Consider the following 20,485-nt stretch of genomic DNA (forward strand, 5'->3'; position numbering starts at 1 on the left):
TCCAGATGAGCATTCTCAAGTTCGACAACGTCTCCAAGTCCTTCGGCGAAGGCACCGCGAAGACGGATGTTCTGAAGAACATCGATCTCGAGGTGGAGGATGGCGAGTTCCTCGTCCTCCTCGGCTTCTCCGGCACCGGCAAGACGACGCTGATCAACCTGATGGCGGGCCTCGAGCAGCCCACCAGCGGCGCGGTCACCTTCAAGGGCGCGCCGATCACCGGCCCGGGCCGCGAGCGTGGCGTGATCTTTCAGAACTACTCGCTGATGCCCTGGCTGACCGTCAACGGCAACGTGCGCCTGGCGGTCGACACGGTCTTTCCGAGAATGCCACGGGCCGAAAAGGAGGCGCTGGTCGACAAGTACGTGAAGATGGTCGGCCTCTCCCATGCCACCACGCGCCGGCCCGCCGAGCTGTCGGGGGGCATGCGCCAGCGGGTGAACGTGGCCCGCGCGCTCGCCATGTCGCCGGAGGTCCTGCTGCTCGACGAGCCGCTCTCGGCGCTCGACGCGCTGACCCGCGCCAACCTGGCCGACGAGATCGAGCACATCTGGGAAGCCGACCGCAAGACCTGCGTGCTGATCACCAACGACGTCGACGAGGCCATCGTGCTCGCCGACCGGATCATCGCGCTCAACCCCGACGGGACGCTCGGCCAGGAATTCCGCGTCGACATCCCCCGCCCGCGCGAACGCGGCGAGATGAACCACCACGAGGGGTTCAAGCAACTGCGCGGCGCGATCACCAACTACCTGATGGACGTTGGCATCGAGGCCCGGGCCGAGGGGCTCAAGCTGCTGCCGAACGTCACCGCGATCCACAACGAGCCGCTGCCCAAGGCGCAGGCCGAGGCCGCCGGGTCGAGCCGGATCGACAAGTACCTGGAGTTCTCGCAGCTCCACAAGATCTACCCCACGCCCAAGGGACCACTGACAGTGGTGGAAGATTTCAACCTCAAGCTCGACAAGGGCGAGTTCATCTCGCTGATCGGGCATTCGGGTTGCGGCAAGTCCACGGTACTGACCATGGCGGCCGGGCTGAACGAGGTCTCCAAGGGGGTCATCAACCTCGACGGACGCGCCGTCGTGGGCGCCGACCCGGAGCGTGCGGTGGTGTTCCAGTCGCCCTCGCTCTTTCCCTGGCTGACCGCGCGGGAGAACTGCGCCGTGGGCGTGGACCGGGTCTATCCCCGCGCCTCGCGGGCCGAGCGTCAGGACATCGTGGATTACTACCTCGAACGCGTGGGCCTCGCCGACAGCATGGACAAGCCCGCCCATGCGCTTTCCAACGGCATGAAGCAGCGCGTCGGCATCGCCCGCGCCTTCGCCCTCAGCCCCAAGCTGCTGCTGCTCGACGAGCCTTTCGGGATGCTCGACAGCCTCACCCGCTGGGAGTTGCAGGAGGTGCTCATGGAGGTCTGGTCCCGCACCAAGGTCACCGCGATCTGCGTCACCCATGACGTCGACGAGGCGATCCTGCTGGCCGATCGCGTGGTGATGATGACCAACGGCCCGCAGGCGACCATCGGCAAGATCGTCGACGTGGACCTGCCCCGCCCGCGCACCCGCAAGGCGCTGCTGGAGCACCCCGACTACTACCTCTACCGCGAGCAGGTGCTGAACTTCCTCGAGGAGTACGAGCACGGCAAGCATGGCAAGACCGCCAAGGCGGAACCCGCCCCGGCACCCGCCCCTGCAACGCCCACCAAGAAGGAAGCCGCGTGATGGATCTCGTGGTCGACAGGCCCACGCGCACCTTCATCGAGGTGACGGAAGTCTGGGTGCCGGACGGCGACCGGCTTGTACTCGGCGCGGGCAATTACGGCGGGCTCGAGAGCTTCGCCCAGGCCTCCGAACCGGTCAGTTTCGGCAAGGGCGAGGGCCTGCCCGGTAAAGCCTGGGCCGAGGCGCGGCCGGTGGTGCTCAAGGGTTTCGAAGGCTCCTATTTCCAGCGCACCGAGGCCGCGCTGGCCGCCGGCCTGACCAGCGCCGTCGCGATCCCGGTGTTTGCCGGCGACACGCTCAAGGCGGTGCTCGTCACGCTCTGCGCCGATGACGAGGTTCGCACCGGCGCGATCGAGGTCTGGCGGGCGAAGGACGAGGCCCTGATGCTCGACGATGGCTACTACGGCGCGGCGAAGCATTTCGAATGGGTCTCCAAGCACACCCACTTCCCGCGCGGCCAGGGGCTGCCGGGGGCAGTCTGGTCGTCGGAAACGCCGATCCTGATGCGCGACCTCGGCTCGGGCTACAAGTTCATCCGCTCGGAGAGCGCCGGCAAGGCCGGGTTGACCACGGGCCTCGGCCTTCCCGTTCCGGTGCCGGGCGGCGCGACCTTCGTGCTGACCCTCCTGTCCGCCCGCGGCACGCCGATCGCGCGGCGGTTCGAGATCTGGGACGCCCGCGCAGCCAGGGTCGGACGGGCCAACGAGGCCGTCCTGATCGACGGCATCTGCGCCCGCGAGGGCAAGCTCTGGAACGAGGACGCGCCCCGCCGCGCCACCGCCTGGCAGGGCCGCATCGGCCAGGTGCTCGGCAATGGCGTTCCGCTTGTCGCCGGCAGCTCCGCCGGCCTGCCCGCGGGCTACGACAGCATGGTCGCCCTGCCGATCCACCAGCGCGGCGAGCTGTCCCACATCGTCGCCTGGTACAACTGAAACCATCCGGGAGCCGCGCCATGAACGACACCCAGATTTCCCTCATCCGAAACAGCTTCGCGCAGGTCCTGCCGATCCGGGACGACGCCACACGCATCTTTTACAACCGCCTCTTCGAGATCGCCCCCGAGGTGAAACCGCTTTTCAAGGGCGACATGACCGAACAGGGCGCCAAGCTGATGGCGATGCTCGGCACGGTCGTGAACGGGCTGAACCATCTCGAGACCATCGTGCCCGCGGCGCAGAAACTCGCCGTGGATCACGTCGCCTACGGCGTCTCCGCGACCCATTACGAGCCGGTCGGCGCTGCCCTGCTCCAGACCCTGGAAGCCGGGCTCGGAGACGCATTCACCCTCGAAACCCGCGAGGCCTGGGAAGAGGCCTACGCGATCCTCTCCGGCGTGATGATCGATGCCGCCTATGGCGAAGGAGCCGCAGCATGAGCCAGTCGCAGAAACACCTCGTCGTGATCGGGGCCGGCATGGCCTCCGGACGAGCCCTGGAGCACCTCTTCGAGGCCGACCCGGACGCGTGGAAGGTCACGCTCTTCAACGCCGAACCGCGCGGCAACTACAACCGCATCATGCTCTCGCCGGTGCTCTCGGGCGAGAAGACCTACGAGGAAATCGTCACTCATGACGATGCCTGGTACGCAGATCACGGCGTCACCTGCCGCTTCGGCGAGAAGGTCACCGCGATCGACACTGCCGCCAAGACCGTCTCCGGGGAGGATGGCGTGCCGGTGGCCTACGACAAGCTGCTCGTGGCCACCGGCTCTGCCCCCTTCATCATCCCGCTGCCCGGCCATGATCTCGACGGGGTGATCGCCTATCGCGACCTCGAGGACACCAACGCCATGATCGACGCCGCCGGAACGCCCGGCGCCCGCGCCGTGGTGATCGGCGGCGGACTGCTGGGGCTTGAGGCCGCCGCGGGTCTGCGGATGCGCGGCATGCAGGTGACGGTGGTGCACCTGATGGGCCACCTGATGGAGCGCCAGCTCGACGAGGCGGCCGGCTACCTACTGCGCAAGGCGCTGGTCGACCGCGGCATCGAGGTCCGCTGTTCTGCCAATTCCAGGGAGATCCTCGGGCAGGACGGCCGGGTCCGCGCGCTGCTGCTCGACGACGGCACCGAACTGCCCTGCGACCTGCTGGTGATGGCCGTGGGCATCCGCCCGAACACCGCGCTGGCGAAGGAGGCCGGGCTGGCCATCGGGCGCGGCATCCACGTGGATGACCAGATGGTCACCTCCGACCCCGACGTGCTGGCCGTTGGCGAATGCGTGGAGCATGACGGCGCGCTCTTCGGCCTCGTCGCGCCGCTTTACGACCAGGCCAAGGTGGTTGCAAAGACGCTCGCGGGCGCGCCCGCGCAATTCGTCAACAAGGAGGTTTCGACCAAGCTCAAGGTCACCGGCTGCGACCTGTTCTCGGCGGGCGACTTCGCCGCCGGCGAGGACCGCGAGGACATCGTCTTCCGCGATCCGGCCCGTGGCGTCTACAAGCGCCTGGTGCTGAAGGACAACCGCCTGATCGGCGCGGTCATGTACGGCGACACCGCCGACAGCAGCTGGTTCTTCGGCCTCATCAAGGACGCCGAGGACGTCTCGGAGATGCGCGAGACTCTCATTTTCGGGCCTGCCTTCCAGGGGGGCACCCCCCTGGACCCTATGGCGGCCGTTGCAGCCTTGCCGGATGACGCGGAAATCTGCGGCTGCAACGGCGTCTCCAAGGGCGACATCGTCGCCGCCATCGCGAACGGCGCAACCGACCTTGCCGCCGTGCGCGCCACCACCAAGGCCAGCGGTTCCTGCGGCACCTGCACCGGGCTCGTCGAGCAGGTGCTGGGCGTGACCCTCGGCGACGATTTCGTCATCCCTGCCGCGCAGTCGATCTGCGGCTGCACCGAGCACAGCCACGAGGACGTTCGCCGCCTGATCAAGAGCCAGGAACTCAAGAGCCAGGCCGCCGTCTGGCAGGAGCTTGGCTGGAAGACGAAGGACGGCTGCCATACCTGTCGTCCGGCGATCAACTACTACCTGCTTGCCCACTGGCCGCTGGAGTATCAGGACGACCCGCAGTCGCGGTTCATCAACGAACGCAAGCACGCCAACATCCAGAAGGACGGCACCTTCTCCGTCGTCCCGCGCATGTTCGGCGGCATGACGACCAGCGACGAGCTCCGCGCCATCGCGGATGCGGCGGACAAGTACAACGTGCCGACCATACACGTCACCGGCGGTCAGCGGATCGACCTGCTGGGTGTCCGTGGCGAGGACCTGCCGGCGATCTGGGCCGACCTGAACAAGGCCGGCATGGTCTCCGGTCACGCCTATTCCAAGGGCCTGCGTACGGTGAAGACCTGCGTCGGCAAGGACCACTGCCGCTTCGGCACGCAGGACAGCTCCGGCCTCGGCATCAAGCTGGAGAAGAAGCTCTGGGGCGCCTGGTCGCCGCACAAGTTCAAGCTCGCCGTCTCCGGCTGCCCGCGCAACTGCGCCGAGGCCACTTGCAAGGACCTGGGCGTGGTCTGCGTCGACAGCGGCTACCAGATCGGCGTCGGCGGGGCGGCCGGGATGGACGTGCGCCAGACCGATGCACTGGCGCAGGTGCCGACCGAGCAGGAGGCGATCGACATCACCGTCGCCTTCTACCAGCTCTACCGCGAGCACGCGAAATACCTCGACCGGCCCTACAAGTGGATCGCCAAGGTCGGGCTGGACTGGGTCCGGGAACGCGTGATCGACGACCTGGAGAACCGCAAGGCCCTGATCGAGCGTTTCGAGCTCTCCCAGACGATCTACCAGAAGGACCCCTGGGCCGAGCACGCCAGGGAGCGCGCGGAAAGCTACCAGCCGATCGCCGACCTGAGCCTGCAGGCCGCCGAATGACCATCACCTGTTCGACACTATCCCCGGGGAGTTGCGGCCTGCCGCGACGGGGGCCGCGCCCCCTCCCCGCCCTCCACCAAGGAACCGCCCAATGACCAACTGGATCGACATCGGCGCCCTCGAAGACATCCCCGCCCGCGGCGCCCGCGTGGTGCGCACGGCGCTCGGCTGCGTGGCGGTCTTCCGCACCGGCAGCGACGAGGTCTTCGCGCTGGAAGACCGCTGCCCGCACAAGGGTGGCCCGCTCTCCGAAGGCATCGTGCACGGCCAGAGCGTGACCTGCCCGCTGCACAACTGGGTCTTCAGCCTCGAGACCGGACTCGCCCAGGGCGCCGACCAGGGCCAGGTGCCGACCTTCCCCGCGCGGGTCGAGGCCGGGCGCATCCTGCTCGACGCCACCCGCCTCGCCGAGCGGAGCGCCGCCTGATGGACGGCTCGGCCGCCCCCTCCCGGACGGACCCGGCCGTCGCACGCACCACCGTGCGCACCACCTGCCCCTATTGCGGGGTGGGCTGCGGGATCCGGGCCACGCCGACCGGTGATGGCGGCCTCACGGTCGCGGGCGACAGCGACCATCCGGCCAACCTCGGCCGGCTCTGCTCCAAGGGGTCTGCGCTGGCCGAGACCACCGATCTCGAAAACCGCCTGCTCGCACCGCGCATTGACGGCCGCGAGGCGGGCTGGGACGAGGCGCTCGATCTCGTCGCCGAACGGTTCCGCGAGGCGATCGACCGGCACGGCCCGGACAGCGTCGCCTTCTACGTCTCCGGCCAGCTGCTGACCGAGGATTACTACGTCGCCAACAAGCTGATGAAGGGGTTCATCGGCTCAGCCAATATCGACACCAACTCGCGGCTCTGCATGGCCTCTTCCGTGGCAGGCCACCGCCGCGCCTTCGGCACTGACACCGTGCCCGGGCTCTATGAGGATCTCGAACAGGCCGAGCTGATCGTCCTCGTGGGCTCGAATCTCGCCTGGTGCCACCCGGTCCTGTTCCAGCGCATCGCGGCCGCGCGCAAGGCGAACCCCGCTCTGCGGATCATCAACATCGACCCGCGCCGCACCGCAACCTCCGACATCGCGGACCTGCACCTCGCCATCGCGCCCGGCGGCGACGTGGCGCTGTGGAACGCGCTCCTCGCCCATCTCGCCGACACCGGGGCCGTCAACGACAGCTACGTCGCGGCCCATGTCGGCGGGTTCCAAGCCGCGCTGGACGCCGCCCGCGATACCGACCCCGCGCTCAGCGGCCTGTCGCCAGAGGAGATCGCCGAGTTCCTCGCCCTCTGGTCCGGCACCGAGAAGGTGGTGACGATCTATTCCCAGGGCGTGAACCAGTCCTCCGCCGGCACCGACAAGGTAAACGCCATCCTCAACTGCCACCTGGCGACCGGCCGCATCGGCCGGCCCGGCATGGGGCCCTTCTCGGTCACCGGCCAGCCCAACGCGATGGGCGGGCGCGAGGTCGGCGGTCTGGCCAACATGCTCGCCTGCCACCTCGACCTGGAGAACGCCGAGCATCGCGCCGCCGTGCGGGCCTTCTGGGACGCCCCGGCGATGCCCGAAGCGCCCGGCCTGAAGGCGGTGGACATGTTCCGCGCCGTGGCCGACGGCCGGATCAAGGCGCTCTGGATCATCTGCACCAACCCGGCCGTCTCGATGCCCGATGCCGACGCAGTCCGGGACGCCATCGCCGGCTGCGCGTTTACCGTGGTCTCCGACATCACCGGCCAGACGGACACGGCCCGGCTCGCCGACGTGCTCCTGCCCGCCACCGGCTGGGCCGAGAAGGACGGCACCGTCACCAATTCCGAGCGGTGCATCAGCCGCCAGCGCGGGCTTCTGTCGGCCCCCGGGCAGGCCCGGCACGACTGGCAGATCCTAGCCGATGTCGCCGCCCGCATGGGCTGGGCGCAGGCTTTCGACTACGCCAGCCCGGCAGAGATCTTTCGCGAATACGCCGCCCTGTCGGGGATTGCCGGTCAACTGGGCCGCGACTTCGACATCTCGGCCAAGGCCAGCCTGACCGATGCCGAATACGAGGGGCTGGAGCCTTTCCACTGGCCCCGCACCGCCAGCCGCAGCGGCGGGCGCTTCTTTGCCGAGGGCGACTTCTTCACCGGCGACCGGCGCGCGCAGATGCTGCCGGTCAGCCACCGTCCGCCGCAATCGCGGCCGGACGCAGAGTTCCCCTTCGTGCTCAACACCGGGCGGGTCCGGGACCATTGGCACACGATGACCCGAACCGGGAAGTCGCCGCGCCTGAGCCAGCACATCGGGGAGCCATTCCTCGAGGTTCATCCCGAGGACGCCGCACGCCTGGGCCTCGCGCCGGCCTCCGTGGCAGAGGTTACCAGCCGGCATGGCTCGGCGCTGCTCAGGGTCCTGATCACCGACCGCGTGCGCAAGGGCGAGGTCTTCGCCCCGATGCATTGGACCGGGGAGACCGCACCCTCGGGCAGGATCGACGCCCTCGTCGCGCCCCAGACCGACCCGGTCTCCGGCCAACCCGAGAGCAAGGCCAGCGTTGTCGCGATCCGCCCGATGGCGCCCGCGTGGCACGGCTTTGCCGTCTCGCTGTCCCGGATCGCCCCCGGCACCGCCTACTGGGCCCGCGCCCGCATCCGGGGCGGATGGCGCATGGAACTGGCCTCGCGGAGCCTGCCCGGGGATTGGGAGGCCGAGGCGCGTCGCCTGTTCGGATTGGAGTCACCCGGGATCGAGGCCGTCAGCATGATCGACCCGGCCCGCGGCGCAGCGCGCATCGCCTTCCTTGAACAGGGCCGCCTCGTCGCCGCGCTCTTCGCCGACTCCGGCCCGGTCGGCGTCTCGCGCAGCTACCTCGCGGGCGAGCTTGGCCAGACCGCGACAGCCGAGATCCTCTCGGGCCGCCCGGGCGCCGAGCGTCCGGACCCGGGAGCAACGGTCTGCGCCTGTTTCGACGTCGGCGTGAACACCATCCTCGCGGCGATCCGCGACCAGGGGCTGCGCAGCGTCGAGCAGATCGGCTTTGCCCTGCAAGCAGGCAGCAACTGCGGATCCTGCAAGCCGGAATTGCAGGCCTTGCTCGATTCCAGCGCCGCGGCTCCGGCAACCCAACCGGCGGATTTGCCGAAACGGGCTTTCGTGCTACCGTAACGTCACGCACGAACAGGAGACACACCATGCGACTGAAGACGACACTGGCCGCCCTCGCCCTTGCCGCCCTGCCCGCCGTGGCAGTGGCCGAATGCAGCTGGGACCATAGCAATAAAAGCGCCACGACCTGCCCCGAAGGCTCGGTGCTCGACTCGACGACCGGAAGCTGCGTGAAGCAGACGACCAGCTGACCCATCGATGCCGGCTTTCCCGGAGGCGGCGCGTCTCCGGGTGATCCGCCGGTAACCGCGCCTTAAGCGGATGTGCCTAGGCTCCGAACCGTCAGCGTTCAGGAGCCTTCTCTTTGGATACCGTCCCTCCCCCGATTCCCGCCCCGATCCCGGCGATGCTCCCGGCCATCGGCGCCAACGCCCCGGCGAAACTGCCGGCTGAGGCGCGCCCTGCCGCGATGGCGCCGCCTCCCGCGCCGCGGATGCGGCTCTCCCGCAGGCAGAAGGCAGCGGTGATCGTCCGGCTGCTGCTGTCGGAGGGCGCCCCGCCGCCGCTCGGGGACCTGCCGGAGGAGATACAGGCGGAGCTCACAACCCAGTTTGGCGAGCTTCGTTCGATCGACCGGGACACGCTGGCCGCCGTCGTCTCCGAATTCGTGGCCGAGATGGACTCCATCGGCCTGACCTTTCCAGGCGGGATCGAGGGCGCGCTCGGCCTGCTCGACGGGCATATCAGCGCCGCGACCGCCGCGCGCCTCCGGCGGGAGGCTGGCGTCGCCGCTCGCGGCGATCCGTGGGAACGCATCGCGGGCCTCGCGCAGGAGCGTCTGGTGAAGGTCCTGGAGGAGGAAAGCACCGAGGTCGGTGCCGTGCTGCTCTCGAAGCTCGAGGTCAGCCAGGCGGCGCAATTGCTCGGGCAATTGCCGGGGGACCGGGCCCGGGCGCTCTCTTACGCGATCTCCCGCACCGGCAAGGTCCAGCCCGCCACCGTCCGTCGCATCGGCCTGTCGCTCGCCGCGCAACTCGACGCCGAACCGATCAGCGCCTTCGAGGCGGGTCCGGTGCAGCGCGTGGGCGCGATCCTCAACTACAGCCGCGCCGCCACCCGCGACGAGGTGCTCGAAGGGCTCGACGAAACCGATGCTGCCTTCGCAGCCGAGGTGCGCAAGGCGATCTTCACCTTCGCCAACGTCCCCACCCGGATCACACCCCGCGACATCCCTCGAATCGTCCGCTCGATCGATCAGCCGGTGCTCGTCGTCGCGCTGGCCCATGCCGCCAGCACCGAGGAGATGGCCGCCGCGCGCGACTTCCTGCTCGAGAACATGTCGAAGCGGATGGCCGACGCCATCCGGGAGGAAATCACCGAAGCGGGAACCGTCCGGGCCGAGGACGGAGAGGAAGCGATGAACGCCCTGGTCGGCGAGATCCGCCGGATGGTGGAGGCCGGCGAACTGCTTCTGGTGGCAGAGGACGGATAAGGCATCACACAGGAGGCTTTCCGGCTGGGCTCCCTTCCGATGCGACGAAGCGCTGGCGTGGCCTGGAGAGACCTCCGGGTGGGCAGAAATTCCCGGGACGCTGCGGCAATGACTCGTTGCCGGTCCGTCGCCTCGTCGAAGGGACAGACCAAGGCAGTCCCTCCGCCGGGGCAAGGCGATGCCGCGATGTCTCACGGCGCATCGCGTGCCATGCAGCGCCTGAGGCTGGAGGCCGTCTGCCACCGCCCGCATCCTTCGGACGGCGATCACCCACCCGGCAACGGACCCGCGCTGCGCCCCTCTCTCTTGTGAACCCCGCCCCGCCCGCCTATTTGTTCGCGGCGCGAGGGCCGTGATGCAGACAAGTTCAACCACAGATGCGCCGGACACCGGCACCACCGCCGAGTGGATGCAGGACCGTGCGCTGCGTGCGGCCGTCTGGACTGCGCGGCGCCTGCCCTACGAACGGCGGGTGCCCGTCTTTGGCGCGTTCGCGCGCCGCGCCGCCGGGCGTTTCACCCCGTTTCACCGGCGAATGCTGGAGAATCTCGACTATGTCTGGCCGGACATGGACCTGGACCGCCGGCGCGAGATCGCAGCCCAGGCCGGGGACAATTTCGGCCGGGCACTGATCGAGCATTACTCCATGGCCGAACTGGCGGAGCGCATGTCCAAGGTCGTGCCTTCCGGTCCGGGGGCCGACGCCTTGCTCCAGATGCGCCAGGACGGCCGCCCCATCGTCTTGCTGACCGGCCACTACGGGAACTACGAAGCGGCGCGGCTGAGTCTGATCGCGAGCGGACTGCCGCTCGGCGGCCTCTACCGGCCGATGGCCAACCCCTACATGAACCGCCATTACGTCGACTCGGTCGAAGGGCTCGGCAGCGGGCCGCTGTTCGCGCAAGGCCGTCAGGGCATGGCCCGGATGCTGCGCCACCTCAAGGGCGGCGGTGCGGCGATGATCCTGAACGATCTCTATGTCGGCAGCGGCGAGGAGATGGATTTCCTTGGCAAGCCGGCGATGACCGGACTTTCCGCGGCGGAGCTCGCCCTGAAACTCGATGCCGCGCTGATCCCCTTCTACGGCATCCGCAACCCCGACGGGCTGAGCTTTCGCGTCGAGATCGAGCCCGAGATCCCGCCGTCCGACGCCCGGACCATGACGGAAGCCTTCAACCGATCCCTCGAAGCGCGCATCGAGGAGGATCCGGGCCAATGGTTCTGGATTCACCGGCGCTGGAAGAGAAAATGGAACCGTGGCAAGGGGATGGCGCCCGGACTTCACCCGGCTGCCCTGCCTCGGCGCAAATCCGACTGAGCTCAGCGCAGATCGGCCGCCGCGAGGATGCGCCCGTTGCCGGCCTTCTGGACGATCACCGCCACGGCATCCGGGCCCGGCACCTCGGCGCTCAGGTCCAGCGGCTCGGCGCCGGTCCATTCCGCCAGGATCGACCATTCGGTGACGATGTTGGTGTAGGTCAGCGTGCGGCCCGCGTTCTCGCCGCGGCCGATCTCGACCACCTGATGGGGCATGTACCGCACAAGCTGAACCAGAAGCGGGCCCCTGGCGGTTGCAGGGGTATCGGACATGATCCGCAACGTATCCCCGTCGCGCTCCACGTCGAGGTCGATCGCCGGCCCCTGCTGAACGTGGCGCATCACGGCATCGGCCACTTCCATCGGCCGCGTTCCAACGATCTGCTCGACGCCGCCAATGATCATCTGAGGGGTATAGATCGACCGGCTGCCCGCGATCCTCGCATAGGCCTTCTGCCGCCGCGTGTGCTCCGGACGCGCGAAGCTGTCGGCCCAACCGATGTAGTCCCAGTAGTCGACATGCAGCGCGAGCGGCAGCACATCGTCCCGCTCGGCCAGCCGTTCCAGCAGTTCGTCCGCCGGCGGACAGGAGGAACACCCCTGCGAGGTGAACAGCTCGATCACCACGCGGTTTTCGTCGGCTTGAGCGGTCGCGGACAGGCAGACAATCGGAAGGCCCGCCGCCAGACCAGCGGCCAGAGCAAAGAGTTTCATACGGCGTCTTTCGTTTCCCCTACAGGAAAATGTCATACCCCCGGCCACTTGCAACAACCAATCAAGACTCTGTGGGAACTGCGTCAGCGCTTCGTGTGCCTGAGGTCACTCCGGCCTGTAGATGCGGCGGAACGGGTCCGGAATGCCGCCGACGCCGTATTTGTCGTTCCAGTCCTTGGGGATGCCGCCGCTCGCCTTCTCATATTCCGCGGCCGGGATCTTGGCCAGCACCGGGGTCATCAGCTGGCGCAGGTCGCGCCTCTGGCCGACCTCGAGCTTGCGCAGCATCGAGTCGACCCAGGCCTTCACCTCGGCCTCGTCGACCTCCAGGCAGACGGCGATCTCGTGGTTCGAGCGGTTGTCGAGCACCATCTGCAACGCCACATGCTCGGCCGGCGTCATGGCGTGCAGGGCCGAGACCATGCGCGGCGGCACGCCGGCGGCAATGCTGCCCAGGGCGTCGTAGAGACCGAGCAGCCGGTCGACCTTGGCATCGACCTTGCGCAATTGCGTGGTCAACTCCCTGAGCGTCGATTCGATGCTGTCCAACTCGCCGTCGGTGTTGCTGCTGTCTGTCATGGCAATGCCTCCCCTCCCCGGTGCCCCGCCACGCGCGGCTGCCGGAACTGTACGGCCCGTGTTGTCTCCCATGCTGGGCGCGCGGGCAATCCCCATGCGCATTCGGCAGCCGTCGAAATGGCCGCAGGAACGCCTCTCCGAAGCCGCGCAGGACCCTGGATCGCCTGCTTGGTGTGCAATGGTATACAAAAAATTGCCGCACCCCCCGATCTTCGCTTGATTGCGCAGGATTCCTCAGGCACATGCACGGTCAGCGAACCCCTGGACACGAAAGGGAGGCCATCTCATGCCTATCAAAGTCGGAACGGACACCGCCAAGACCCGCAAGGATCTGACCGTCGGTGGCAAGACCTATTCCTATTATTCCATCCCCGCCGCACAGGATGCCGGCCTTGGCGATTTCTCCAAGCTGCCCGCTGCGCTGAAGGTGGTTCTGGAGAACATGCTCCGCTTCGAGGACGCCGGTTTCACCGTCTCCGTCGACGACATCAAGGCCTTCGCCGAATGGGGCGAAAAGGGTGGCAAGAACCCGCGCGAGATCGCCTATCGCCCGGCCCGCGTGCTGATGCAGGACTTCACCGGCGTTCCCGCCGTGGTCGACCTCGCCGCCATGCGTGACGGCATCAAGGGCCTCGGCGGCGACGCCCAGCAGATCAACCCGCTGAACCCGGTCGACCTTGTGATCGACCACTCGGTGATGATCGACGAGTTCGGCAACCCGCGCGCCTTCCAGATGAACGTGGACCGCGAGTACGAGCGGAACATGGAACGCTACACCTTCCTCAAGTGGGGCCAGAACGCGTTCAACAACTTCCGCGTCGTCCCGCCGGGAACCGGCATCTGCCACCAGGTGAACCTCGAGTACCTGGCGCAGACCGTCTGGACCGACACCGACCAGGACGGCAAGGAAGTCGCCTACCCCGACACGCTCGTCGGCACCGACAGCCACACCACCATGGTCAACGGCATGGCCGTGCTCGGCTGGGGCGTCGGCGGAATCGAGGCCGAGGCCGCGATGCTGGGCCAGCCGATCTCCATGCTGATCCCCGAGGTCGTGGGCTTCAAGCTGACCGGCGAGATGGTCGAAGGCACCACTGGCACCGACCTCGTGCTGAAGGTCGTCGAGATGCTGCGCGCCAAGGGCGTGGTCGGCAAGTTCGTGGAATTCTACGGCCCCGGCCTCGACAACCTGCCGCTGGCCGACCGCGCGACGATCGCCAACATGGCACCGGAATACGGCGCGACCTGCGGCTTCTTCCCGATCGACGACGAGACCCTGCGCTACCTGCGCCAGACCGGCCGGGACGAGGACCGCATCGCGCTGGTCGAAGCCTATGCCAAGGAGAACGGTTTCTGGCGCGGCGCCGACTACGCGCCGGTCTACACCGACACGCTGGAGCTCGACATGGGCACCATCGTTCCGGCGATCTCCGGTCCGAAGCGCCCGCAGGACTACCTGCCGCTGACGAACGCCAAGGCCGGCTTCGCCAAGGAGATGGCGGAGACCTTCAAGCGCCCGATGGACAAGGAAGTCGCGGTCGACGGCGAGGACTACAAGATGTCCTCCGGCAAGGTGGTCATTGCCTCGATCACCTCCTGCACCAACACCTCGAACCCCTACGTGCTGATTGGCGCCGGCCTCGTTGCCCGCAAGGCGCGCGAGCTTGGCCTGAACCGGAAGCCCTGGGTGAAGACCTCGCTGGCGCCGGGCTCGCAGGTCGTGACCGAGTACCTGGAGGCCGCCGGCCTGCAGGAAGACCTCGACGCCATCGGCTTCAACCTCGTCGGCTACGGCTGCACCACCTGCATCGGCAACTCCGGCCCGCTGCAGCCGGAGATCTCCAAGGCGATCAACGAGGGCGACCTCGTGGCGACGGCGGTGCTCTCGGGCAACCGGAACTTCGAGGGCCGGATCAGCCCCGATGTCCGCGCCAACTACCTCGCCTCGCCGCCGCTCGTGGTCGCCTATGCGCTGGCCGGTGACATGAACATCGACCTGACCACCGAGCCGCTCGGCCAGGACAAGGACGGCAACGACGTCTTCCTCAAGGACATCTGGCCGACCAACAAGGAAATCGCCGACCTGGTGCACGAGACCGTCACCCGGGAAGCCTTCCTCAAGAAATACGCCGACGTGTTCAAGGGCGACGACAAGTGGCAGGGCGTCAAGATCACCGACGCCGAGACCTACGACTGGCCGTCGACCTCGACCTACATCCAGAACCCGCCCTACTTCCAGGGCATGGGCATGGAGCCGGGCACGATCTCCAACATCGAGGGCGCCAAGGTGCTCGCGCTGCTGGGCGACATGATCACCACCGACCACATCTCCCCGGCCGGTTCGTTCAAGCAGGACACGCCCGCGGGCAAGTACCTGACCGACCGGCAGGTGACCCCGCGCGAGTTCAACTCCTACGGCTCGCGCCGCGGCAACCACGAGATCATGATGCGCGGCACCTTCGCCAACATCCGGATCAAGAACGAGATGCTGGACGGTGTCGAGGGCGGCTACACCAAGGGTCCGGACGGCGCGCAGACCTCGATCTACGACGCCTCCATGGCCTACCAGGAAACCGGCACGCCGCTGGTGATCTTCGGTGGCGAGCAGTACGGCGCCGGCTCCTCCCGTGACTGGGCGGCCAAGGGCACCGCGCTTCTGGGCGTCAAGGCGGTCATCGCCGAGAGCTTCGAGCGCATCCACCGCTCCAACCTCGTCGGCATGGGCGTGATCCCGTTCGAATTCACCGGCGGCGACACCCGCAAGACGCTGGGCCTGACCGGCGACGAGACGGTCTCGATCTCCGGCCTCGACACGATCAAGCCGCTGCAGGAGGTGCCCTGCACCATCACCCGTGCCAACGGCGAGGTCGTCGAGATCACGCTGAAGTGCCGGATCGATACCGCGGTCGAGATCGAGTACATTGAGAACGGCGGCGTGCTGCACTACGTGCTGCGCAACCTCGCGAAGGCCTCGTAAGAGCCGCGCGACGCACCGCAAGGACGAACGCCCCGGCCGGGTCTACCGGCCGGGGCGTTTTCATTTGGGACCTGTCGGACCAACGGCGGTGGCTGGGGCTCCGCCCCAGACCCCGGGGTATTTCCGCCAAGAAGAGTGGGCGATCAGCCCAGCATCGCAAGGCTCGGGAAGGTTTCGAGCAGCCAGTAGGAGAATTGCGAGAAGCCGCCGGTGAGCATCAGCAAGCCGATCGTCCAGAGCAGCAGGCCCATGACCCGTTCGATACGGTCCATGTGGCGCTTCATCCAGGCCATCACGCCGCTGAGGCTTGGGAAGAACGCGGCAACCAGCAGGAAAGGCACGCCGAGACCGATCGCGTAGACCGCGAGCAGCAGCGTACCGCGCGCCATGTCGGCCTCGGACGCCGCGAGCGACAGGATCGCGCCGAGCTGCGGGCCGATGCAGGGGGTCCAGCCGAAGGCGAAGGCCAGGCCGAGCACGTAGGCTCCAAAAGCCGAGCCGCCACGGTCGCCGGCATCCAGACGCGCCTCCCGCTCAAGGAACGGAATGCGGAAGATGCCGAGGAAATGCATCCCGAAGACCATCACCAGCAATCCCGCAAGCGCGTTGAAAACACCCTGGTTCTGCAGGAAGAACGCGCCGAAGGCCGAGGCGGTGAAGCCGAGAAATAGGAAGACGGTCGACAGCCCGAGCACGAAGAACAGCGCCGTGAGGATCACCCGACCGCGCCCCGAGCCGCTGGAGGACATGTCGGTCATCGAGACGCCGCCCATGTAGGCCAGGTACGGCGGCACGATAGGAAGCACGCAGGGGCTGAGGAAGCTGATCAGCCCCGCGACGAGGGCGATGGCCATGGCCGGCATCAGGCCGGCGTCGATGATGTCCAGTCCGGGCATTGGAGCTCCTTTTTTCCCCACCTATCAAGCGGCTTCGAGCACGTCACGGGGGCGTCGCGTCACATTGCCGTGGTTGCGGTGCCGCTGGGGTGTGGACGCCACGTCGCGGGCAGCATACATCCTCGGATATGGACGAGCCGACGACACTTGATGCACGCGGGCTGCTCTGCCCGCTTCCGGTGCTGCGCGCCCGCAAGGCGCTTGGCGCGCTGGCGGCAGGCGAATGCCTGCGGGTGCTGACCGATGATCCGGCAGCGCTGATCGACATGCCGCATTTCTGCGCGGAATCCGGGCACCTGCTGCTGGAACATGCCGATGCCGGCGATCACCAGGTTTTCACCCTGAAAAAGAAGGGCTGAGCCAGAAACGTAAACGGGCGGCCGATGAGGGCCGCCCGTTCCTTGTCCATTTTCCTTCCGCTCAGCGGCCGACAGACCACCAGCCGCGACGCTTGGGCTTGGAATCGTCCTCCTCCACCGCTTGCGGGGCTTCTTCGACCAGCGCCTCGGCCATCTCGGGCTCCGGTTCGGCGGGAGCGGCCTCGGTCGCTTCGGCTTCCGCGACGGGCTCCGGCTCGGGCGCCGCTTCCGGGGTCTCGGCCGGCGCTTCCTCGGCGATCTCCGCCACGGCTTCCGGCTGGGCTTCCTCGACCGGCGCAGGCTCCGGCGCGGCTTCCGGCTCTGCCTGCGCCTCTTCGATGGCGGCAGGTGCTTCGGCGGCTTCCTCGGCGACAGGCTCGGCCGGTTCGCTTACCTCGGCGTCCGCTTGCTCGGACGAGACCGCGGCCTCTTCCGAGGCGGTGGCATCGGCGCCAGCCTCGTCCGTCGTGGCGTCTGCCGTTTCGTCGGACGACTTGGACCGCGAGCGCGACCGGCGGCGACGGCGCGAGCGGGACGACTTCTGCTGCTCGTCTCCATCCTCGCCGGAGGCTTCGGAGGATTGAGCATCGCCCTCGGAGGTCTCGTCACCGGCATCCGAAGCATCGGTATCCTGCTCCGTGGTCTCGGAATCCGCGGTCTGGGCCTCGCCATTCTCCTGGCCGGAGGACGAGCCCTTCCGGCGGCGACGGCGGCGGCGCTTCTTCTTGGTGCCTCCGTCCTCGGAAGACGCCTCCGGGGTGGTGGCTTCCTCCTGGACCTCGACCGCGTCCTCGGCCTCCTCGTCGATCTCCGGCATGTCGGAGGTGTCGATGGAGATCACCGGCGCGGAGACTTCCGGCACCCAGCGGGTCGCCGTCTTGAACTTCTCGATCGAGAAGTCCGGGGGGATCAGCGCGGGATCGGATTCGATCCGCACCGCCATTCCGTACTGGCTCTCGATATGCGCAATGTGCTCGCGCTTCTGGTTGATCAGGAAGTTGCAGATCGAGGGCGGCACCTTGACCAGCACCTCACGCGACCGGCGACGTCCGCCTTCCTCTTCCAGCTGGCGCAGGATCTGCAGGCCGATGCTGTCGGACGAGCGCAGCAGGCCGGTGCCGTGGCAATGCGGGCACGGCTGCGTGGTCGCTTCCAGCATGCCGGGGCGCAGGCGCTGCCGGGACATCTCCAAGAGGCCAAAGCCCGAGATGCGGCCGACCTGGATGCGCGCGCGGTCGGTCTTGAGCTTGTCCTTGAAGCGCTTCTCGACGGCGGCGTTGTTCTTGCGCTCTTCCATGTCGATGAAGTCGATCACGATCAGACCGGCCAGGTCGCGCAGGCGGAGCTGGCGAGCCACCTCCTCGGCAGCCTCCAGGTTGGTCTTGAGCGCCGTCTCCTCGATCGAGCCTTCCTTGGTGGCCCGGCCGGAGTTCACGTCGATCGCCACCAGCGCCTCGGTGACGCCAATCACGATGTAGCCGCCGGACTTGAGCTGGACCGTCGGGTTGAACATCGCCGCGAGGTAGCTCTCCACCTGGTAGCGGGCGAAAAGCGGCATGGTGTCGGTGTACTGGCGCACGTTCTTGGCGTGGGACGGCATGATCATCTTCATGAAGTCCTTGGCCACGCGGTAGCCGTGTTCGCCCTCGACCAGCACCTCGTCGATGTCGCGGTTATAGAGGTCGCGGATCGAGCGCTTGATCAGGTTGCCTTCCTCGTAGATCGGCGCGGGCGCGATCGACTTGAGGGTCAGCTCGCGGATCTGCTCCCAGAGCCGCTTGAGGTATTCGTAGTCGCGCTTGATCTCCGCCTTGGTGCGCTTGGCGCCCGCGGTGCGGATGATCAGGCCCGCGCCCTCGGGCACATCGATCTCGCCGGCGATCTCCTTGAGTTTCTTGCGGTCGCTGGCATTGGTGATCTTGCGGGAGATGCCGCCGCCACGCGCGGTGTTGGGCATCAGCACGCAGTAGCGGCCTGCAAGGCTGAGATAGGTCGTCAGCGCGGCGCCCTTGTTGCCACGCTCTTCCTTGACCACCTGCACCAGCATGATCTGCCGGACCTTGATGACCTCCTGGATCTTGTAGCGACGCATCCGCGGCTTGCGCGGACGGCGGATCTCTTCCTGGACGTCCTCTTCGGCGACGGATTCGATCTCGGCTTTCGGATCGGGGCCGTCCTGGGCCTCGTCCTCCTCGTCGTCTTCGTCCTCGGCCTGCTCGGCGTCGGCGTTCTCCGCTGCGGCATCCTCCGGTTCAGCCTCGGCAGCAGGCGCATCCGCCTCGGCAGCCGTTTCCGGCTCGGCGGGTGCTTCCGCCTCCACGGGGGCTTGTTCTTCCGTAGGCGCGTCCGCGGTCTCGGCGCCTTCGTCTTCGACAGCCGGCGCCTCTTCGGCTTCGGCGGTCTCCGGCTCGGTGGAGGCATCGCCCTCGGCATCGACCTCGCCCGAGGTCACGACATCGTCCTCGTCGTCCTCGATGCGGGCGGCGATGGTGCCGCTGCGCGGCGTTTCGGGCTCGTCCGACTCTGCGTCCTCGGCCGAAGCGACCTCGTTCTCGGCGACCTCAGGCTCGGCCTCTGTCTCGGCTTCCGCCGTGACAACCGCTTCCTCTGCAGGCGCAGATTCGGTTTCCGCCGTGGCGCCAGCCTCCGCGCTCTCGGCCTGAGCGGCGTCCTCGGCGACTTCCGTCGCCTCGGCGGCTTCCGCCTGTTCAGAATCGCCGGCCTCGGGCTTCGACGCCTCGGCCTTGGCTTTCTTCCGCGTCTGCTTCGGCCGCGGCGCCTCGTCCTCGATCAGCTGAAGCGGATCGGAATCCTCGGCCTCGTTCTCGGCATCGTCGAACTCGACGACGTCCATGCCCTCCACGCTGGGGCGCGTCTCGGTTGTGGCCTCGGTCGACTTTTCCTTGTCCTTGTCGCGGGAGCGCGAGGACCGCCGGCGGGAGCGCGAGCGGCTGCTCTTCTTGCTCTCCTCGGCTTCTTCTTCTTCCTCGGCCTCCGCATAGGCGCGTTCCTCGGCCAGCAGGGCCTGCCGGTCCGCGACCGGGATCTGGTAGTAATCCGGGTGGATTTCAGAGAAGGCCAGGAAGCCGTGGCGGTTTCCGCCGTAATCGACGAAGGCCGCCTGGAGCGAGGGCTCTACGCGGGTGACTTTTGCGAGGTAGATATTGCCAGCGAGCTGGCGCTTGTTGACGGATTCGAAATCGAACTCGTCAACCTTGTTTCCGTCGACCACCACAACGCGGGTCTCTTCCGCGTGGGTGGCGTCGATGAGCATCTTCTTTGCCATGTAAGACTTTCGCACCCCGGTGGCGTCCGCGTCCGGTCAGGCGCGGGAAGGGGATCGGGGCGTATGTTTGAGGCGGGAAAGGCGGGCATTGCAACAGCGGCACGGGCCGCTTGACGCGTCCTGCCTGTTCTGTTGTGTCGCCTCGCGCGTTCCATCGCGGTTCTTGTCTCCGATGCCGTCGCGGTCGAGCGCGCGGCACCAATTCAGGATTTCGCCCGGGCTGCGCCGCGAGCATATG

Annotated in this window: 15 protein-coding genes; 11 read left to right on the plus strand and 4 right to left on the minus strand. The window is 67.6% G+C overall.

Features of this window, described 5'->3' with window-relative positions; genetic code table 11:
- Window positions 1-5: 5 nt before the first annotated feature.
- The 9 genes from CHB86_RS15890 (at window position 6) to CHB86_RS15925 (ending at window position 11,437) form a co-directional block, all read left to right on the plus strand.
- The gene (locus CHB86_RS15890) at window positions 6-1,724 is read left to right on the plus strand and encodes an ABC transporter ATP-binding protein (RefSeq protein WP_089234215.1); all 1,719 of its coding nucleotides are present in this window, start codon (window positions 6-8) and stop codon (window positions 1,722-1,724) included.
- Window positions 1,724-2,656 (plus strand): GAF domain-containing protein, encoded by a 933-nt coding sequence (locus tag CHB86_RS15895; RefSeq protein ID WP_089234065.1) that lies wholly within the window; start codon window positions 1,724-1,726, stop codon window positions 2,654-2,656. Before CHB86_RS15890 ends, CHB86_RS15895 begins: the two co-directional genes overlap by 1 nt.
- A gap of 20 nt (window positions 2,657-2,676) precedes the next feature.
- On the plus strand, window positions 2,677-3,099 hold the full coding sequence (locus CHB86_RS15900) for a globin family protein (protein ID WP_089234066.1): 423 nt from the start codon (window positions 2,677-2,679) through the stop codon (window positions 3,097-3,099).
- Window positions 3,096-5,549, plus strand: a complete 2,454-nt coding sequence (nirB, locus tag CHB86_RS15905) for a nitrite reductase large subunit NirB (protein WP_089234067.1) — start codon at window positions 3,096-3,098, stop codon at window positions 5,547-5,549. Before CHB86_RS15900 ends, nirB begins: the two co-directional genes overlap by 4 nt.
- A gap of 91 nt (window positions 5,550-5,640) precedes the next feature.
- The gene (nirD, locus tag CHB86_RS15910) at window positions 5,641-5,976 is read left to right on the plus strand and encodes a nitrite reductase small subunit NirD (protein ID WP_089234068.1); all 336 of its coding nucleotides are present in this window, start codon (window positions 5,641-5,643) and stop codon (window positions 5,974-5,976) included.
- Window positions 5,976-8,687 (plus strand): nitrate reductase, encoded by a 2,712-nt coding sequence (locus CHB86_RS15915; RefSeq protein WP_089234069.1) that lies wholly within the window; start codon window positions 5,976-5,978, stop codon window positions 8,685-8,687. Before nirD ends, CHB86_RS15915 begins: the two co-directional genes overlap by 1 nt.
- A gap of 26 nt (window positions 8,688-8,713) precedes the next feature.
- Window positions 8,714-8,878, plus strand: coding sequence for a hypothetical protein (locus CHB86_RS24675; protein ID WP_176442902.1), 165 nt, complete (start codon window positions 8,714-8,716; stop codon window positions 8,876-8,878).
- 218 nt (window positions 8,879-9,096) lie between these two features.
- Window positions 9,097-10,119: a flagellar motor switch protein FliG gene (locus CHB86_RS15920; protein WP_089234216.1), complete on the plus strand. Its 1,023-nt coding sequence runs from the start codon at window positions 9,097-9,099 to the stop codon at window positions 10,117-10,119.
- 355 nt (window positions 10,120-10,474) lie between these two features.
- Window positions 10,475-11,437: a lysophospholipid acyltransferase family protein gene (locus CHB86_RS15925; RefSeq protein ID WP_245838014.1), complete on the plus strand. Its 963-nt coding sequence runs from the start codon at window positions 10,475-10,477 to the stop codon at window positions 11,435-11,437.
- 2 nt (window positions 11,438-11,439) lie between these two features.
- Here CHB86_RS15925 and CHB86_RS15930 read toward each other — a convergent pair whose 3' ends face one another.
- Window positions 11,440-12,150 (minus strand): DUF1223 domain-containing protein, encoded by a 711-nt coding sequence (locus CHB86_RS15930; RefSeq protein WP_089234070.1) that lies wholly within the window; start codon window positions 12,148-12,150, stop codon window positions 11,440-11,442.
- 105 nt (window positions 12,151-12,255) lie between these two features.
- Window positions 12,256-12,729 carry a LuxR C-terminal-related transcriptional regulator gene (locus CHB86_RS15935; RefSeq protein ID WP_089234071.1) on the minus strand — a complete coding sequence of 158 codons (474 nt, stop codon included), beginning with the start codon at window positions 12,727-12,729 and terminating at the stop codon, window positions 12,256-12,258.
- Window positions 12,730-13,015: 286 nt separating this feature from the next.
- Between CHB86_RS15935 and acnA the strand changes: the two genes are divergently transcribed.
- Window positions 13,016-15,706 carry an aconitate hydratase AcnA gene (gene acnA / locus CHB86_RS15940; protein ID WP_089234072.1) on the plus strand — a complete coding sequence of 897 codons (2,691 nt, stop codon included), beginning with the start codon at window positions 13,016-13,018 and terminating at the stop codon, window positions 15,704-15,706.
- Between the two features lie 143 nt (window positions 15,707-15,849).
- Here the strand turns inward: acnA and CHB86_RS15945 are convergent, their stop codons facing one another.
- Window positions 15,850-16,602, minus strand: coding sequence for a cytochrome c biogenesis CcdA family protein (locus CHB86_RS15945; RefSeq protein ID WP_089234073.1), 753 nt, complete (start codon window positions 16,600-16,602; stop codon window positions 15,850-15,852).
- A 128-nt stretch (window positions 16,603-16,730) separates the two neighbouring features.
- On the opposite strand from CHB86_RS15945, the gene CHB86_RS15950 reads away from it, so the two are divergent.
- Window positions 16,731-16,961, plus strand: a complete 231-nt coding sequence (locus tag CHB86_RS15950; protein WP_089234074.1) for a sulfurtransferase TusA family protein — start codon at window positions 16,731-16,733, stop codon at window positions 16,959-16,961.
- 61 nt (window positions 16,962-17,022) lie between these two features.
- Here CHB86_RS15950 and CHB86_RS15955 read toward each other — a convergent pair whose 3' ends face one another.
- Complete coding sequence (locus CHB86_RS15955; protein WP_089234075.1) at window positions 17,023-20,247, minus strand: Rne/Rng family ribonuclease; 3,225 nt, start codon at window positions 20,245-20,247, stop codon at window positions 17,023-17,025.
- Window positions 20,248-20,485 lie beyond the last annotated feature (238 nt).

The organism is Tropicimonas sediminicola, from assembly GCF_900188335.1.
Lineage (GTDB): Bacteria > Pseudomonadota > Alphaproteobacteria > Rhodobacterales > Rhodobacteraceae > Tropicimonas > Tropicimonas sediminicola.

Coding starts and splice junctions, on each gene's coding strand:
- CHB86_RS15890 (WP_089234215.1), top strand. CDS start 6: ATGAGCATTCTCAAGTTCGACAACGTCTCCAAGTCCTTCGGCGAAGGC.
- CHB86_RS15895 (WP_089234065.1), top strand. CDS start 1,724: ATGGATCTCGTGGTCGACAGGCCCACGCGCACCTTCATCGAGGTGACG.
- CHB86_RS15900 (WP_089234066.1), top strand. CDS start 2,677: ATGAACGACACCCAGATTTCCCTCATCCGAAACAGCTTCGCGCAGGTC.
- nirB (WP_089234067.1), top strand. CDS start 3,096: ATGAGCCAGTCGCAGAAACACCTCGTCGTGATCGGGGCCGGCATGGCC.
- nirD (WP_089234068.1), top strand. CDS start 5,641: ATGACCAACTGGATCGACATCGGCGCCCTCGAAGACATCCCCGCCCGC.
- CHB86_RS15915 (WP_089234069.1), top strand. CDS start 5,976: ATGGACGGCTCGGCCGCCCCCTCCCGGACGGACCCGGCCGTCGCACGC.
- CHB86_RS24675 (WP_176442902.1), top strand. CDS start 8,714: ATGCGACTGAAGACGACACTGGCCGCCCTCGCCCTTGCCGCCCTGCCC.
- CHB86_RS15920 (WP_089234216.1), top strand. CDS start 9,097: ATGGCGCCGCCTCCCGCGCCGCGGATGCGGCTCTCCCGCAGGCAGAAG.
- CHB86_RS15925 (WP_245838014.1), top strand. CDS start 10,475: ATGCAGACAAGTTCAACCACAGATGCGCCGGACACCGGCACCACCGCC.
- CHB86_RS15930 (WP_089234070.1), bottom strand. CDS start 12,150: ATGAAACTCTTTGCTCTGGCCGCTGGTCTGGCGGCGGGCCTTCCGATT.
- CHB86_RS15935 (WP_089234071.1), bottom strand. CDS start 12,729: ATGACAGACAGCAGCAACACCGACGGCGAGTTGGACAGCATCGAATCG.
- acnA (WP_089234072.1), top strand. CDS start 13,016: ATGCCTATCAAAGTCGGAACGGACACCGCCAAGACCCGCAAGGATCTG.
- CHB86_RS15945 (WP_089234073.1), bottom strand. CDS start 16,602: ATGCCCGGACTGGACATCATCGACGCCGGCCTGATGCCGGCCATGGCC.
- CHB86_RS15950 (WP_089234074.1), top strand. CDS start 16,731: ATGGACGAGCCGACGACACTTGATGCACGCGGGCTGCTCTGCCCGCTT.
- CHB86_RS15955 (WP_089234075.1), bottom strand. CDS start 20,247: ATGGCAAAGAAGATGCTCATCGACGCCACCCACGCGGAAGAGACCCGC.